Source organism: Syntrophotalea acetylenivorans (assembly GCF_001887775.1).
In the GTDB taxonomy this organism is placed as follows: Bacteria; Desulfobacterota; Desulfuromonadia; order Desulfuromonadales; family Syntrophotaleaceae; genus Syntrophotalea_A; species Syntrophotalea_A acetylenivorans.
Window position 1 is genome coordinate 170,743 of the sequence record NZ_CP015519.1, and the last position, 16,779, is coordinate 187,521.

Sequence of the window (16,779 nt, forward strand, 5' to 3'; positions counted from 1 at the left end):
TGTACAGAGCGATCAGGTTGAGAGCAATTTCCCCCGAGTGGCGGTGTAAATGTCTTGTTGCTCTGTGAGAAAGCGATCGGTGTCGAGCACACGCTGGTAGTCGATGACTCCCTCACGATACTGAATCATCGCCAGTTCAGATGCTCGCTTGGCTGCTGTTACACCTTTACCCAGAAATTCAGCCTGTTCCTCAGCCCTGGCAAAACCGGTCAAGGCGTCTTCAACTTCGCGAGCCGCTTCGAGTACCACGTTACGATAGTTGACCAACAGCTGTTCAAGCCGAGCATCTTCGATACGGACCTGGTTCTTGATGCGTCCGTAGTTGAAGAGATTCCAGCGGATGGAAGGCCCAGCTTGAAAGGTCAAACTGTCGCTGAACTCAAACACATCGCCTGTGTCGGAATTGCCTGTGTTGGATGCACTCCAGCCAATACTGCCTAACAGGGTGAAGCTGGGATAAAGATCAGCCTTAGCGAGGCCGATTCGGGCACTTTGTGCTGCGGCTTGCATCTCTGCTCGTTTAATGTCAGGGCGCCGACGGAGCAATTGCGCTGGTATGCCAACGGCGATCGTTGCTGGTGCTTCTGGAATATTTGCCTTACCCATGAGAAGAGAATATAGATCGCGAGGAGGCAGGCCGAGCAGAATACTCAGGGCATGCTGGGCCTGGCGATGAAAGCTTTTGAGTTGCGGGATAAGAGCCTGAGTACTGCGCAACAGCGATGTGGCCTGCTGCACGTCAAGCTCGGTGACGGCTCCGTTATTGAATCGAACAGCGGCAATTCGCAGTGATTCGCTCTGAATCGTTACATTGTCTTCGGCCAGATTGATTCGTTCTTCCAGAGTACGAATGAGGGTATAGGTACGAGCCACTTCGGCGGTGAGTGTGACCAGCACATCGTCGTAGCTGGCGATGTCCGCCATCAATGCCGCGTCCGCACTTTCTACGCCCCGCCGAAAGCGTCCCCAGAAATCAAGTTCCCAAGCAGCGTCAAAACCGAAAGAGGCTTGGTCGTACACGCGATCAATTCCAGGGGAAATGTTAGGGCTGTTCCGACTGAGTTGGGTTTTGGAATAGCCGGCGGTTGCCTGCTGGGTCTGAGGATATAGATTGCCGGTTGCCAATCCCAGACGCGCCCGAGCCTCGAGGACTCGCAGCCCAGCGATTTGCAAGGGCAGGTTCTGATCATAGGCGCGTTTGATCAGGCCATCGAGAACCGGGTCGTTAAAGGCTTGCCACCATTCACTAAGATCTTCTTCCCGATGCTGAATACCGGCGTTTTCGGCATCGATCCAGCTTTCGGCAACCGGTGCTGTCGGCTTTACGAAGTCGGGACCTACCAGACTGCAGCCGGAGAGGAGAAAAGCGGCCGTGGTGATCAAACAAAACGTGCGAATGAGAGGAATCCTGGTCATGAAGCTCTCTCCTTTGTCGGGCATGACAGAAAAATCACCCTTCTGCGACTTCGGTTCGGTGTGGAATCGGAACCTTAAAGAACAAGGTATAGAGTAATGGGACGACACCCAAGGTGAAGATAGTGCCGATTGCCAGGCCCCAGGCCATGACGCTGGCCAGGCCGTAAAACAGCGGGTCACGGGACAGGATGAGCGGAAGCAGACCCAGCACCGTGGTGGTCATCGACATCAGGATCGGCCGGAAACGGGAGATGGCCGCCCCAATCACCGCCTCGTAATCCGTCTGCCCATCGCTGCGGTTGACCTCGATTTTATCAATAAGCACGATGCCGTTGTTGATGATGGTGCCCATCAGGCTCAGCAGACCGAGGATGACCATGAAACCGAAATCGGCCCGCATCACGATCAAACCGACCACGGCACCGATGATGATCAGGGGGATGGTAAAGAGGATGATGCCTGCCCGGCGGAAGGAGTTGAACTGCCAGACCAGCAAGGCAATGATCAGCAAAAAGCAGGGCGGAAACCAGAAGAACAGCAATTCCTTGGCTTCGGCCGCATCCTCTAGTTCGCCGCCGAGCTCCCACCAGTGGCCGGCCGGTAGCTCCAGGCCCTCCAAGGTCGGCTGCAGCGCAAGGAACAGTTCGCTCGCAGCCATGTTCGGATGAACGGCGGCGATGGTCACGGTCCGTTCCTGATTATAGCGATGAATCTGGTTGATCTCCCGCTCTGCATGAATATCGGCGATCTGCGACAGGGGCACATTGTTACGGGTGGTCCCCGAATAGATGCCGAGACCGGGCAGCGAGCCGATATCCTTGCGCTCTTGTTCAAGGCCGCGGACCACAACCGGCACCACCGTTTCGCCGGCCCGGAAATCGGTGACCGTGTTACCGTCGATAAAGGCGTCGAGAGAATCGGCTACTTCCTGCGAACTCAGTCCGGCGCGGCGTGCCCGGGCCTGATCGACCGTAACTACCAGCTTGGTCACCGGGTTGTTCCAGTCCTGCTTGATATCAAGAGTGCCGGGAATCGCTCGCAAGCCGGCCATGACCCGTTCGGCCCTATCCAGCAGGATTTCGAGATCGGGACCGCTCACCCTGATTTCGAGCAGACCCACCTCACTGGCGCCGAGCCACATGCCCTTGACCCGGCCACGCACGTTTGGATGGTTAGCCAGCAGGTAGTCGCGGGTTCGCCGCACCATGCCCTTCACCTGTTCGTCGTTCTCGGTGTTGATGATGATGAAACCGTTGTGCGGGTCGGGGTCGTTAGGTGACAAAGAAAGGAAAAAGCGCGGTCCGCCACTGCCGACATAGGCCACGGTGCCGGTAATCTCGGGATTGACCGATTTGTCTTGTAGCCAGGCGCCGATTTCCTGTACCGAAGCGGCTGTCTCGTCAATGCGGGTCCCGGCTGGATAGTCGAGATAGGCCAGGTACTGGTTGCGGTCCCCCGGCGGGAAAAAGACCTCGGGAATAAAGGTAAAGGCATAGAAGCTCAACATCAGCGTACCCAGCACCACGGCCATAACCAGGGTCCGGCTACGCAGGGCCCACTCCAGCAGGTTACGGTAAACCCGATAGAATTTTCCCTGGTAGGGATCACCGATTTCCTCTTTGGCCTTCGGTGCAGCCTTTAAAAACCAGGTGCAGCAACTGGGAGTGAAATACATCGACAGGAACCAGGAACCGAGCAACAGAATCGTCACCACCTGGCCCAACGACAGGATGTAATCGCCGGAAGAGCCAATCATCAGCATCATCGGCGTAAAGGCCAGCACCGTAGTCAGGGTGCTGGTTAGCAGCGGCACGGACAGGGAATTGCCGGCCTGCAGGGCCGCCTCGCTGGCCGGCACACCGAGTCCCATGCGGGTGCGGATATCCTCGGCGATGACGATGCCGTTGTCGACCAGCATGCCCAAGGCGATAATCATGGAGGCGATGGACATGCGCTGCAGCTCGATACCCATGAAGCCCATGACTACCACACCGAACAGCATCACCAGGGGCACGAAGCTGCCGACAATCATTCCGGTGCGCACCCCCAGGAACAGCATGACCACCACCAACACGATGACCAGCGTTTCGACCACGTTAATCACCGCACCGTTGACCGCCTTGGCGATGAGGTAGGGCTGGTAGGTGGCATATTCGAAGACGTAGCCGAGCGGCAGGCTCTGTTCGATCTCCTTGAGCCGGAGGGTCAGCCGCTCCCCGAACTCCACCGCGTTAACCCCCTCCAGCAGAATGAAGCTCAATACGATGGATTGCTTGCCATTGAAATAGGCCGGGTTTTCCGGCGGGTCCACATAGCCTTTGCGCACCGTGGCCAGATCCTGCAACGGCACGGTCTGTTCGGTTCCGGGGATGGGAATCAACAGCGATTCGATCTCCGAAATCTGGTTGAAATTCCCCGTCGTCTCGATGATGAACTCGGTGCCCTGAAGGTCGAATCGTCCCCCCGGCAGGATGATGTTCTGGGCCCGCAGGGTTTCCGAGATGGTTCGGGCGCCGATGCCGAACTTTGCCAGCTTGGCGTTGGCAAAATCGAGATAGATCCGCTCCTCCTGAACGCCATAGAGTTCAATCTTCTTGATGCCGGGCATGGTGCCGAGTCGCTCCCGGGCATTCCGAGCTGCCTCGCGCATTTCAGCCATGGAAAAGCCGTCGCTCCACAGGGCCACGGTTGCCACCGCCGTATCGCCGAACTCGTCATTGACCACCGGTCCGACCGTGCCCTGCGGCAGGGTCGGGGCGATGTCAGCGATGCGGTTGCGCAGCAACTTCCAGGTAGCGGGCAGTTGGTCGGCCGGCACTTCGTCCCGTATGGAAACATGGACGATCGATTGTCCCCGTTTGGAAGTCGACCAGACATCTTTAAGCTCACCCATGGTGCGGCACTGTTCTTCGATGGGCCGGGTGATCAGGCGCTCGATCCGCTCCGGCGACATGCCCGGGAAACCGGCGGAAATTACCGCCTCGCGGATGGTGATGAAAGGGTCCTCCAGACGCGGCTGGTTTTTAAACAGGATCAGGCCGGCGCCGATCATCAGGATTAATGAGAGAATGACGGTGCGGGAGTTTTTCAGTGCAAAAGCGGTAATGTTCAACATGGCAATTCCCCCGCTTATTTAAGATCGAAAGCTTCGGGCTTGACCGGGGCCGGCTGTTCCATCAGCCGGACCTGCATGCCATCGCTCAAGAAACCGAGTCCGGCTACCACCACGATATCTCCGGCCGCCAACCCATCGACGACGACAGCCTGATTGTTCTTTGCTCCGCTCATACGAATCGGCGTCTTTTTCACCGTTGAGCTGGCCGCATCATAGATAAAGACATAGGCGCTCCCCGATTCCTTGCCCACCTGGAAAGCCTGGGGTGGCAACAGATAACCCGGCTGGCCGTTTTTCTTCTGCAGCGGAAAGGTCACCTCGGCGGTCATGCCCGATTGTATATCGGCAGGCGGTTCAGGTAGGGACACCTTAACCGGAAAGGCGTTGGCCGTCTCAGCCATGGTGCCGATAGAGCTGACCGTGCCGGCAATTTTCTGGTCAGGTTGTACGGTCAACACGATGGCGGTCTCCGAACCGATCGTGATCTGGTTGACCACCGTCTCCGGGATGTTTACCTCCACCTCCATGTCGCCCTCGGCATCGATCTCGAACAGCCGCTGACCGGCCGCCACCTCCATGTGTGGTTCGATCATCCGCTTGCCGATGCTGCCGTCGTAGGGGGAGAAGAGGGTGGTCTTGCGCAGATCACGGAGGGCCAGGTTCAGCTTGGAGGTTGCAACCCGAACCCCGGCCCCGGCTTCCCGGTAACCGAACTTTGCCTGGTCGAGGCGCTTCTGGCTGCCGGCCCCTTCTTTGAAGATGGCCTCTTCGCGCTCGTAATCGGCTTTTTTGTTGGTAAGGTTGGCCCTGGCCCGTACCAGCTCCGCTTCGGCGCTCTTCAGCAGCAACTCGTAGGGTTCTTTGTCAAGCACCGCCAGAATCTGTTCCTTTTGCACCCGATCACCGATATCGACCAGAACCTGCTCAACCTGCCCTCCGACTTCGAAGCTCAGGGCCGAAGACTCTGCGGCCTGAACAATGCCTGAGAATTTACGCACCTGTCCGGTAGACAACTCCTGTACGGTGAAGGTCTTGACAGAGCGTATCTCCTCTATGACTTGCTCTTCCTTGCTGCAGCCGGTCAGTGAATTTACGGCAAGGAGGATCATGACGATAAACAGGCATTGAAATTTCATGTTTGTTCACCTCGGTGCAAAGTATTCTTGATGGTCACCATTAAATTGAACTTGCAACCAATGGTGCGTGGGGATTATTAAGCAAACTCGTTGTGATTCTGCGTATTGTTTAATAAAACCACATTTTCGGAAAATCGCCACTTTGGGGAGGGAAAATGCAATATCCGCTGGCTTTGTTAAGCTGAAAATATTAAACGAAAATCTCAGGATGCTTTTGAGTAAATGATTATTGCGATTTAGAGAACATTCTGGCAGGTAATTTCTAGTGGGGGCGGGTATGGCCTTAGGAAATGTATCGTCGTTGTTGCGAACCTGGTTTAAGGGCAGGTTTCTCTTTCTGTTGGTTTCGATATGTCTTCTTCTGGCCCTTCAGCCTTTTCTGGTCGGTTTCACCGAGCTCAAAAAGTTACTGAATGTTTTTCTTTCAATGATTTTGCTCTCTGCTGTCTATGCAGTGCGACTGAAAAAACAGGCGGCCGTAATTGGTCTGTTGCTCGCTGCACCAATGTTTTTAGGGCTGTGGGCAAATCATTTTTTAAATCATGCTCTTATCAGTAACCTGAGCCTCGGTTTTGGCATACTGTTCATCAGTTATACTATTATCCAAATTTTAATCTATATCTTCAGAACGAATGAAATCAGCCGCGACGTTATCTACGGTTCTTTGGTGGTCTATCTGTTGTTGGGCATTGTCTGGGGGTTTGCCTTTACCTTGCTCGAAGGATTGCAGCCCGGATCTTTTAATATACCGGTCGGTCAGACTCAGGAGTTACGTGAACTTTTTTTCTATTACAGTTTCATTACCTTGACCACCCTTGGTTACGGTGATATCACTCCTTTGAGCGTTCCTGCCAACTCGCTGTCGTTGTTGGAGGCCATAATCGGTCAAATATATTTGACCGTTTTGGTTGCCAAACTTGTGGGTGTTCATATCGCTCAAACCATGGAAAAAAATAAATAGCGAAGTTTCAGAGGTTGTTTTTAGATAATACTTCGTTGTGTAGTGACAGGCCAAAAGGCCGGCAACATTTGCACACGAATGTTACCGGCCTTTTGGCTTTACAATTGTTAATTTTATGCAGCATGTAACCTGAATTCAGGGAGCTACCGAACTGAGCGGTTATTGCGTTGCTGAAATATCGTGTCGGTGTTACCTTGCCCGAAGCCATGGGAATGATAAATTTATGCGAAAAACCGAAACGACTATAGGTCTTATTTGAGAATAACCGGTACGGCTTTAAGGAGACCCCCGGGTTTGATCGACAATCCAGAGATAAAAAACATCCTGCGGCATTACCAGACTTTATTGACTTCGGTGGATCAATGGTTTTCCCGGTGTAAAGAGTCTTTTGAGGGGCAGATTCATTGTGCGGCAGGTTGTGCGGCCTGTTGCCGCGGCTTGTTTGATATCACGCTGCTCGATGCCTTTTTGTTGCAGTCTGGTTTCAATCGCCTGTCTCCTGAGCGTCAGAAGACCGTCCGGGCCAAGGCCGAAAAGCGCCTTCGGCAGTTACAGTCCGACTGGTCTGGATTTCAGCATCCTTACCTGTTGAATCATTTACCCGACGAGCTCTGGACCGAAATGCCGGAGGACGACCGGGTACCTTGTCCGCTACTGGGGGAAGACGGCGCTTGCCTGGTTTATGAACACCGGCCGATGATCTGCCGCACCCACGGCCTGCCCAACATCGACGACAGCGGTGAAAGTTTTTCCGATCTCTATTGTACTCTGAACTTTGACGGTATCGATCCCTTGAGTTTGGATAAATTGCGTTGGTCTTTTCGTCGCGTTTATGCCCAGGAATTCGACCTGCTTGCCCTGTTTAATCAGCAACTCCTCGGTTCACCTTTAAGAGAGGCCGATACCTTCATCCCCTTGGCTCTGCTCATTGATTTTCCCGCCCTTGCGGCCGATCCTTCCCTGGTTTTATCCCGCTGAGGTCACTGCCCCCCTCTGCTTTTCCCTGCTAACATAGAGAAAAGGGGTTGCCTCGCATCGGGACGACCTCCTGACAGAAGGGAAGGGAGTGCTGTGAGTTCGTCAGCTCGTTTATTCCGATATCTGGAGGCGAAATTTTGTGCTGGGTTGCTTGACGATCCGGTGCTGCTGGTGCGGGTCAGACCCTTGGGCCGCAATTTGTTGTTCGATTGCGGGCAGATTCATCATCTGGCGAAACGGGTGTTGAAGCAGACTCAGGCCATATTTATCAGCCATGCCCACATGGACCACTTCATGGGAATCGACACCTTTATACGCAATGTGCTGGTTTCGCCAGGGACCTTTGAAATATTCGGACCCCCGGGCTTGGCCGTTAAGCTGCAGCATAAACTGGCCGGCTATGACTGGAATCTGGCCGAACGGTTCTGGTGCTCTCTGCGGGTGCGGGAGGTTCATGCAGAATCGATCGTTAGTTGGTTGTTCCCGGGTCCAAAGGGTTTCCCCTGCCTGTATGAGGGAGAACAGCGGCGCGAAGGACGCATTGTTTATCGTAACGACTACCTGCAAGTGGAGGCTGTTCTCTGCGATCACAAAATCCCTGTTGTGGCCTACTGTTGCAGAGAACGACCGATTTTTTCTGTCGACCGACAGCGATTGCAGCATGCCGGCCTGGTGGCGGGACCCTGGTTGGAGGAGCTGAAAAGACGTTTTTACAACGGTTTCATCGATCGCACACCATTAAAAGTTTTGCGCCGCTTCAGCGATGACATCACCCCGGGGTCTGAGCCCGATGCCGAAAGTCTTTATCGATCCATTTGCCGTTCCGTTTCACCGGCGAGCATTGGCTATGTCAGTGATATCGGCTTTAGTCCGGAGAACCTGATACGACTCAATCCTCTTCTTAAGGATGTCTTTCTTCTGATTGCCGAATGTGCTTTTTTAAGTGAGGATATTGCCAAGGCTCGTCGCTCCTATCACCTCTGTACCCAAGACCTGAATCGGCTGCTCGATGACCTGCGGCCGGGGTACTTTCTGCCCATGCATCTGTCCAAAACCTATAACGGTCGCTGTCAGGTATTGTATCAAGAGTTGCAAATGCCACCGGAGGTATCGCTCATCCAAATTCCCGAGCACCTGCTACCGAGGCCGTTGTTGCCTTGCGATTTCCCACGACTGCCGCCTAAGCTGAAAAGCATCCCCGGAACCTTTCATTGAGGTGGGGCAGAAAAAAACCGCCCACCGGCGAGGCCGATGGGCGGTTGGTGCAAATGCTGGGTTGAGCGTTTCTTTTAGTCCATGATGACTTCGGGAGCCAGAGCGATACGCAGTGCGCCCCAATGCTTGCCATCAACCTTGATGGGCACGGCGAATTCGCTCAGCACCTCTCCGGTATCGCGCAGGTAGCTGTGCAACAGTACCGGTTTGGTGTTCTTGGCACTTTTTAGACCGGCTTTGTCGTCGAACATCCGCTTGTCACGGCTGTTGACACGATCGGTCTCGGGGTTGCCGGTCACCGCTTGAGCGTAGATACCGTTATGGGTTGGCGCATAACCGTTGCTGTCGACACAGAGGACAAAGCTGCAGCTCTTGAGGCTGTTCATCAAATTGTCGGTCAGGCCCTGGACGGCACCGGCAAAGGCATCGTCATAGCAGGTCTTATATTTGGTGGGGTTACTGCCCGGAATCGGCTGGTAATTCTGATCAAAGACGTTGACCCCCCGTTTGTGCATATCCTGCAGGATGTCCCGTATTTTCCGGCGCAATTTCATGGCTTCGCCGACCACTTGCTCGCCATAGCCGGTGCCGGTTTTGAAGCGGGCATTGTTTTCCAGCAGTTTTTCAGTTATTTCGTAGAGGTCCTCTGAGAGTTGTTGGCCTTCGGCCATGAGCTGGGAAACCTCCTGGCTCACATCGTTGATGGTGGTGACTTTGCCGTGGATCTCGTCATTGGCCGCGGAGAGTTCTTCTACCGAGGCGGTGATGCCCTGCAACTGGTCATCATTGCTCTCGAAATCGCGGATCATGTCCTTAAAGCTGTTGGACGATTTGGCCACGGCGGTCTTGGTGATCTGGGATAAATGACTCACCTCTTTCGATTCCTCGATGGAGGTCTCGATATGGGTCAGCATGATGTTGATTTTTGCCGCAATGTCTTCGCTGGCCACGTTGACTTCTTCGGCCAGCTTTTTCACTTCATCGGCAACGATGGCAAAGCCCTTGCCGGCTTGGCCGGCACGGGCCGCCTCGATGGCAGCATTAAGAGACAGGAGCGAGGTCTGGGTAGCGATCGATTTGATCAGGGTGACGATTTTCTTGATCTCCTGCGACTCGGAATCCATCTGGTTAATGGTTTCCGTGTAGCTATCGATCTTTTCGGTCATGGAGTTCATGTGATCGTTGACGTCCATCAGTTCCTGAAAGGACACCCTGGCTGTATCCAGGTTATTGCTGGTCGAGGCGCAGATGCGCTGAGTGTTGCTGGAAATTTCGCCATGCGCGGCAGTGGCTTCCTTGCTGCTGGCGAAGATATCGTGGGCGATCTCGCTCTGCTCCTGGGCATGGTGCGCCGAGGTATCGATCTGCTTGCTCATTTGCAGGGAGTTGGAAGCGATCTTGACCCCCATGGAGCGGACGCCGACGAAGATTTCTCGCAGGTTTCCAATCATGGTATTCATGGCGGCTGCCAGGCGGCCGACTTCGTCGGTGCGGTCCATCTCAAGTTTGACATCAAAGTTACCGTTGCCGAGTTTTTCCATTTCGGTAACGGCGAGGTTGATAGGCTTGGCGATCAGGCGGTCGATGTACAGGGTCAGCAGGACGCCGCCGATCAGAATAATGGCCAGAGAACCGAAGGTCAGGTAGAAGATTTTGCTCAGGGATGCATGGATGTCGTCCATGTAGGCGCCGGCACCGATGATCCAGTCCCACTGGGGAAGCTTCTTAACAAAAGAGATCTTGGCGACGGCCTGGTCGCTTCCCGGTTTATGCCAGGAATATTCGACAAAACCCTGGCCCTGCTTGCGGCACAACTGGGCCATTTCGGAAAACATGGCCTTGCCGTTAAGATCTTTTTTCCCCGCCAAGTTCTGGCCGACCAGTTCCGGATCAAGGGGATGCATGATCATGCGTGGCTGGAAGTCGTTGATCCACAAGTAGTTCTTGCCGTCGAAACGCAGTGCTTTAACGGCGGCCATGGCCTTTTCCTTGCCCTCTTCTTCGCTGATCAACCCTTGTGCCGATTGTTTGGCATAGTGGTCGAGTACCCCCCAGGCCGTTTCCACCACATGCTTGATTTCACTGCGGCGACCTTGGAGGACGTTGTCCTTGGCAGCCAGGTACATCCAACTGGCTATCAAGGTGAAAGCCAAGAGCAGACTTCCACTTAATAGAAAGATTTTTTGGGAAATTTTCAGATTTTTCACTTCGGACTCCTTTGTCAAGAGCTTGTGAGGCTGTTGCCAGCGATTAAATCTGCAAAACCATAAAGAAGAAAATAGATGCTATGGATTGTTGGTCGCTAAACAGCGTATCAATAGACTAAATTTTTGTGTTTTTTGCAAGCATTGAACGGCATAATTTTAAAACTTTGTTCGAATTCTTTGAGCAAGGATTATGCCGAACAATAAGAGAGGTGTTTTTCAATTAGAGGGATGACGAGGGATACGAGCTAATGTTTTAATATTCTGGTTAGTTTAGAGCTCTTTTGGTTATGAGCAAAAATCATTATTGCGGAGACTCTAAAGGACTGCAGGCCTTACTTTATGGGTTTAGATGACGAGGTTGTTGTTCTGTGGTGTGGCATGCCCCACCACAGTCGGCCACACAAGTGTGGCATGCCACACTTGTGTGCAGTTCTATTTCGAGATAACGGGGTGCGGTAAAGGTCTCGTTACCGAGAGGTCAGAAGTTGCGAAGAGAACAGCGTATTGACAAGGCTTGCAGCAACGGGTAAAAAAGCATAAATGTCATCTGTCATAGTTCGACTTGACCTTGAATTTTGTTCGATCAGGGGCGGAAATTTCCAGGAGGCCTAAATAGTTGTCGGCCATTCTCTCAGAAACCGAAATTTTTAAAGCATGTCGTACACTTTTCGGTGCGGAAGTCGACCTGTCTCTCGATTTTCTCTCCTACTTGCAGCCAAGCGGCGTCAAGGTTGCCTATCGGCAAAAGGTTAAGGAAACCCATCCCGATACTTTTGTGGGGGATGCCGCACAAAAACGTCGTCAAACCGGTCTCTTTCAAGAAGTGGCGGCAGCTTATGAACTGATCGGTCATTTCTTTAAACAGAGGGAGCGGGGGGTGGCGCTGGTTGGTCGTTCTTATTCTTCACCAAGGCCGACTCAACCTCAATCAACCAAGCCTCCCGGCGGCTTTCGCAGCAGCCGGCCAACCCAGGAACGGCCTCAGGCCCGACGCCCATCCGGCTGGGGGGCCAGCCCCCGGCAGTCTCATCTCTATTGTGGCAAGTTGCCTGGACGGACCTTGGAGTTCGGCCTTTTTCTCTATTATCAGCGTTTGATCGATTATCGGCAGTTGGTTGAGGCCTTGGTCTGGCAGCGCCGTCAGCGCCCCAATCTGGGCGATATTGCTCAACGCTGGGGCTGGCTGACAGAGCAAGAGATTCGTGCCATTCTCAACTCACGCGGGCATTTGCGTCGTTTTGGAGAAAAGGCGGTTCACCTTCAGTACCTTAGTGAACGTCAGTTGCAGACGCTGCTCTATTATCAGCGTTCGCAGCAACAACGCCTTGGCGAGTTTTTTATCGAAAAAAAGATCTTGACGGCCGCTGATATCGAGCGCCTGGTTCTCGAGCAACAGGCTCATAACCAAAAGATCGCTGCCGAGCTGTTACGCGCAAATCGTTGATATAATTTGTTGTCAGCAGATTTAACCAAGGGCCCTTTAAGGGCCCTTTTTCTGTTTATGGAATATCTGGAACGGAAACTGCAAAATGCTCGGTAAATGGTGTTTTTGGGCTCCTTTGTGGGGCAAAACGAACTTTCGGGGATTTTGGACACTATAGATGCAGGAGGAGGCATTTAGGTATGGCGACAGAAGAAACGAAACAATTGACTCTGGGAATTATCGGTGGCGGCCATGGCGGACTGGAGATGCTTAAGATCTTTGCCGATAGTGGTCTGGTAAAGGTAGTCTATATGGTGGACCGCGAGGTCAAGGCTCCGGGTATGGTCGAAGCCAAGGCTTTGGGTGTCCAGCAGGAGACCGATCTTATCGCGGCGGTTAAGAGCCACCGTACCGATTTCATTATCGAGGCAACTGGATCTCCTAAAGTTCAGGAACTCATCGAAGAGAACCGTAACCCGGCGACGGAGCTTATTAGCGCCAAAGGGTCCCTGATGTTTTATAACGTTTTAAACGAGAGCCGTAAAAAAACCAATAAGCACGTCTCCGATCAGATCGGCACTATCAGTGAAGAGATTACCGCAAGTACCAAAACAATCAAAGGTGCTTTAGGCGGAATTACTCAGGTTGCTCTAAACCTGGAAATGTTGGCGATCAATGCCGCCATCGAAGCGGCACGGGCCGGTGAAAAAGGGCGCAGCTTCGCAGTAGTTGCTGAAGCGGTCAAGACGACAGCTGATGAAGCCAAGACGCTGCTGGAAAGTATCGAGGCGGTAAACAACGATAACAGTCTTATGTCGGAACAGCTCGAAGAATTGCTGGAACAACTGCATTAGCAGGGCGATGCAAGAGCTTTTGACCCTTTCCAGGTTTTGTAACTGGAAAGAGCAATGTTCGTTTCTTCACCAAATCGAAGGCCTGGAAAGGTTCCCTGGGTAAGAATATTTATAAGAAACTCCCCAGATCGTATACCGCACTGCACCCCTGTAGTGAAGGCAAGGGCGGGTGAATCCGCCCGGGACCCGATCGGTCGCTGGCGTCGGCCTTGCTCTACACCACCGCCGACGATGGGCAGCAATAGATTGAGAAACTTGACCTCAACCGAGACCTGCCCATCGTCCTCAGTGGAGGGAGCAAGGACTCGGAGATTTGCGGTTATGAGAGCAGCAGTAACGTTGCCGGCGTGGTGGCACAAGAGCATTTCGCAGAGTCGGTCCTGCTTTTCAATAAGCCTGGTCCAAGGTAAGCCGCATTGCGGTGGTGTTTGATGATGCGACCGGCTCTGCCGGAGATTGCCGCCCCTGTCTTTTGCACGATTGTTTAAGAAAGTCTGCTTTCATAGAATACTTGTTGCAACCGATTCTTTCGGCGAAAACCTTCTGCTTGCTTTTTTGTTCAACTGTCTTCCGATGCTCCCTTTTTGTGCACAAAAAAGCATCTACAGGTAGCCCTTAAAACTTCAATAAAACATAAAAGTACTGTAAAAACAACATCTTAAAAAATAATCTAAATTCTGGCACGCCCCCTGCATTCAAAAGATGACAAATGCGGGACACGACGGAGTGACCAGGCATTTTCGGCAACGGAGCCCACCGGGGGAAATATCCCTCCGCTGGGCTTTTTGTATTTAGTTCAACAAAGATAGTTTCGATAAGCGCCATGGCGGCGTTTTCGGGGTAAAGGTGCCCCATCCGGATGGTCCGGATGGGGTTTTTCTGTTCAAAGCACAATTTATATTTATTCAGGCGACAGGCCGGAGCCGATTTTCAGGAACCGGTGGGCCTGCCAAAAATTCAACAACGCATCAAAAAGGAGTCACATCATGGCAAAGAAACTGAGACAACTCGCAATCTACGGCAAAGGCGGCATCGGTAAATCCACTACCACTCAGAATACCGTTGCTGGTCTGGCCTCCTTGGGTAAGAAAATCATGATCGTCGGATGTGACCCCAAGGCCGACTCTACCCGCCTGATCCTCCACGCTAAGGCTCAGGAAACAGTAATGGACAAGGTACGCGAACTCGGTACCGTCGAGGACCTGGAGCTGGAAGATGTGTTGAGAAACGGTTACGGCGACGTTAAATGTGTTGAGTCCGGTGGTCCCGAGCCGGGTGTCGGTTGTGCCGGCCGCGGTGTTATCACTGCCATCAACTTCCTTGAGGAAGAGGGCGCTTACACTCCGGACCTCGATTTTGTCTTCTACGATGTTCTCGGTGACGTGGTCTGCGGCGGTTTCGCCATGCCGATCCGCGAAAACAAGGCCCAGGAAATCTACATCGTTGTTTCCGGCGAGATGATGGCCATGTACGCCGCCAACAACATCTGCAAAGGTATCGTCAAGTATGCCTCTTCGGGCAGCGTTCGACTCGGCGGCCTGATCTGTAACTCCCGTAACACCGACAAAGAATCCGAACTGATCGAAGCTCTGGCCGCCAAGCTCGGCACTCAAATGATCCATTTCGTGCCTCGCGACAATCAGGTACAGCGTGCCGAACTGCGGCGCATGACCGTTATCGAGTACTCCCCCGAGCATAAGCAGGCTCAGGAATATCGGGACCTGGCCCGTAAAATCAGTGAAAACGAAATGTTTGTCGTCCCCACCCCCCTGAGCATGGACGAATTGGAAGACCTTCTCCTCGAATTCGGCATCATGGAGGAAGAGGACGAGACCATCGTCGGCAAGGCCGAAGGCGCATAATTTAACCGCTAGGCAGGGGGCAGGGTGATCCAGTGATATATCAGTTCGCTTTGCCCCCTAACTGTATGTACTTTAGCGAGGAGAAAAATAATGGAAAAAACTAATAAAAAGAACCCCTTAGAGGGGATCACTAAGGAAAAGACGCAGGAATTGGTGGAGAAAACCCTCGACCTTTACACAGAAAAAGCCCGCGCAAAGCGTGCGCCCCATATGTCCGCCAACGATCCGGAAGATTCCGGCTGCGCGATTCGCTCCAACCGTAAGACCGTGCCCGGGGTCATGAGTGCCCGCGGCTGCGCCTATGCCGGTGCCAAAGGGGTGGTTTGGGGTCCGATACGCGACATGGTTCACGTCTCCCACGGTCCTATCGGCTGCGGTTACTACAGCTGGGGTACCCGCCGTAACCTGGTTGACGGCACTATGGGCGTTGACGTCTTTAGCGCCATGCAGTTTACCTCCGATTTCCAGGAGCGGGATATCGTCTATGGCGGCGACGAGAAGCTTAGGAAGATCTGTGACGAAGCCAAGGAACTGTTCCCCTTGACCAAGGGCATCTCGATTCTTTCTGAGTGTCCGGTCGGCCTCATCGGTGACGACATCAACGCCGTGGCCAAGAATGCTGCCAAGGATCTGGAGATTCCGGTGGTGCCCTGTAACTGCGAAGGTTTCCGCGGCGTCAGCCAGTCTCTTGGCCATCACATCTCAAACGACACCATCCGCGACCACATCATCGGCACCCGCGAGTTTGCCGAACCGATCGGTGACTACGACATCGCCCTGATCGGTGACTACAATATCGGCGGTGACGCCTGGGCCTCGAAAAAAATCCTTGAGGAAATGGGGCTTAACGTCAAGGCCATTTGGACCGGCGACGGCCAGATCGAGCATATCGCCGCCACCCATCAGGTAAAACTCAACCTCATCCACTGCTATCGGTCCATGAACTACATGGCCAAGGTTATGGAAGAGAAATACGGTATCCCCTGGATGGAATTCAACTTCTTCGGCCCGACTCAGATCGCCAAGAGTTTGCGGGAAATCGCGGCTCAGTTCGATGACAAGATCAAGGAGAACGCCGAGAAGGTTATCGCCAAGTACACCGAGCCAATGCAGAAGGTCATTGATGAGTATCGTCCCCGCCTCGAAGGCAAGACCGTCATGGTCTTCGTCGGCGGCCTGCGACCCCGTCATACCATCGGCGCCTACGAGGATCTCGGCATGAAGGTCATCGCTTCCGGTTACGAATTCGCCCATACCGATGACTACGATCGGACTTATCCGGAAATGGACAAGGGCACCCTGGTGTTTGACGATGCTTCCGAGATCGAACTGGAGAAGTGGGTTGAGGCCATGCGCCCCGACCTGGTCGCCAGTGGTGTTAAGGAAAAGTATGTCTTCCAGAAGGCCGGCGTTCCTTTCCGCCAGATGCACAGCTGGGATTACTCCGGCCCTTACCATGCCTACGACGGTTTCCCCATCTTCGCTCGGGATATCGATATGGCCATCAACAGCCCGACCTGGGGTTTGGTCAAGGCACCCTTTTAAAACATAAACAGGAGAGGGAAGGGAGCGGCAATCGGCTCCCCACTAACCAGGCCTCACTTGATATAGG

The 16,779-nt window shown here is 53.4% G+C and carries 11 protein-coding genes; 7 read left to right on the top strand and 4 right to left on the bottom strand.

All coding sequences use genetic code 11. The annotated features are described in order from the left end of the window. Positions 1-12: 12 nt before the first annotated feature. Genes A7E78_RS00795 through A7E78_RS00805 form a run of 3 tightly spaced genes read right to left on the bottom strand, consistent with a single transcriptional unit; the run spans position 13 to position 5,667 of the window. Positions 13-1,416, bottom strand: coding sequence for an efflux transporter outer membrane subunit (locus tag A7E78_RS00795; protein WP_158516048.1), 1,404 nt, complete (start codon positions 1,414-1,416; stop codon positions 13-15). A gap of 34 nt (positions 1,417-1,450) precedes the next feature. Further along, the gene (locus tag A7E78_RS00800) at positions 1,451-4,531 is read right to left on the bottom strand and encodes an efflux RND transporter permease subunit (protein WP_083552490.1); all 3,081 of its coding nucleotides are present in this window, start codon (positions 4,529-4,531) and stop codon (positions 1,451-1,453) included. 14 nt (positions 4,532-4,545) lie between these two features. Beyond that, positions 4,546-5,667, bottom strand: a complete 1,122-nt coding sequence (locus tag A7E78_RS00805) for an efflux RND transporter periplasmic adaptor subunit (RefSeq protein ID WP_072282486.1) — start codon at positions 5,665-5,667, stop codon at positions 4,546-4,548. Between the two features lie 454 nt (positions 5,668-6,121). On the opposite strand from A7E78_RS00805, the gene A7E78_RS00810 reads away from it, so the two are divergent. From A7E78_RS00810 to A7E78_RS00820, 3 genes are all read left to right on the top strand, one after another. After that, positions 6,122-6,628, top strand: coding sequence for a potassium channel family protein (locus tag A7E78_RS00810; protein ID WP_158516049.1), 507 nt, complete (start codon positions 6,122-6,124; stop codon positions 6,626-6,628). Positions 6,629-6,922: 294 nt separating this feature from the next. After that, the gene (locus tag A7E78_RS00815; RefSeq protein WP_235606770.1) at positions 6,923-7,606 is read left to right on the top strand and encodes a YkgJ family cysteine cluster protein; all 684 of its coding nucleotides are present in this window, start codon (positions 6,923-6,925) and stop codon (positions 7,604-7,606) included. A 93-nt stretch (positions 7,607-7,699) separates the two neighbouring features. Continuing rightward, positions 7,700-8,821, top strand: coding sequence for a ribonuclease Z (locus A7E78_RS00820; protein WP_072282488.1), 1,122 nt, complete (start codon positions 7,700-7,702; stop codon positions 8,819-8,821). A 74-nt stretch (positions 8,822-8,895) separates the two neighbouring features. On the opposite strand, the gene A7E78_RS00825 is transcribed toward A7E78_RS00820, so the two are convergent. Beyond that, on the bottom strand, positions 8,896-11,028 hold the full coding sequence (locus A7E78_RS00825) for a methyl-accepting chemotaxis protein (RefSeq protein WP_072282489.1): 2,133 nt from the start codon (positions 11,026-11,028) through the stop codon (positions 8,896-8,898). A 616-nt stretch (positions 11,029-11,644) separates the two neighbouring features. On the opposite strand from A7E78_RS00825, the gene A7E78_RS00830 reads away from it, so the two are divergent. The 4 genes from A7E78_RS00830 (at position 11,645) to nifD (ending at position 16,712) form a co-directional block, all read left to right on the top strand. Then, a complete protein-coding gene (locus A7E78_RS00830; protein WP_072282490.1) occupies positions 11,645-12,472 on the top strand; it encodes a J domain-containing protein in 828 nt (275 codons plus the stop codon). Between the two features lie 179 nt (positions 12,473-12,651). Continuing rightward, positions 12,652-13,305, top strand: coding sequence for a methyl-accepting chemotaxis protein (locus tag A7E78_RS15580; RefSeq protein ID WP_072282491.1), 654 nt, complete (start codon positions 12,652-12,654; stop codon positions 13,303-13,305). 998 nt (positions 13,306-14,303) lie between these two features. Continuing rightward, entirely contained in the window at positions 14,304-15,167 is an 864-nt protein-coding gene (nifH, locus tag A7E78_RS00850) for a nitrogenase iron protein (protein WP_072284978.1), read from the top strand. A gap of 90 nt (positions 15,168-15,257) precedes the next feature. Next, on the top strand, positions 15,258-16,712 hold the full coding sequence (gene nifD, locus A7E78_RS00855) for a nitrogenase molybdenum-iron protein alpha chain (protein ID WP_072282494.1): 1,455 nt from the start codon (positions 15,258-15,260) through the stop codon (positions 16,710-16,712). Positions 16,713-16,779 lie beyond the last annotated feature (67 nt).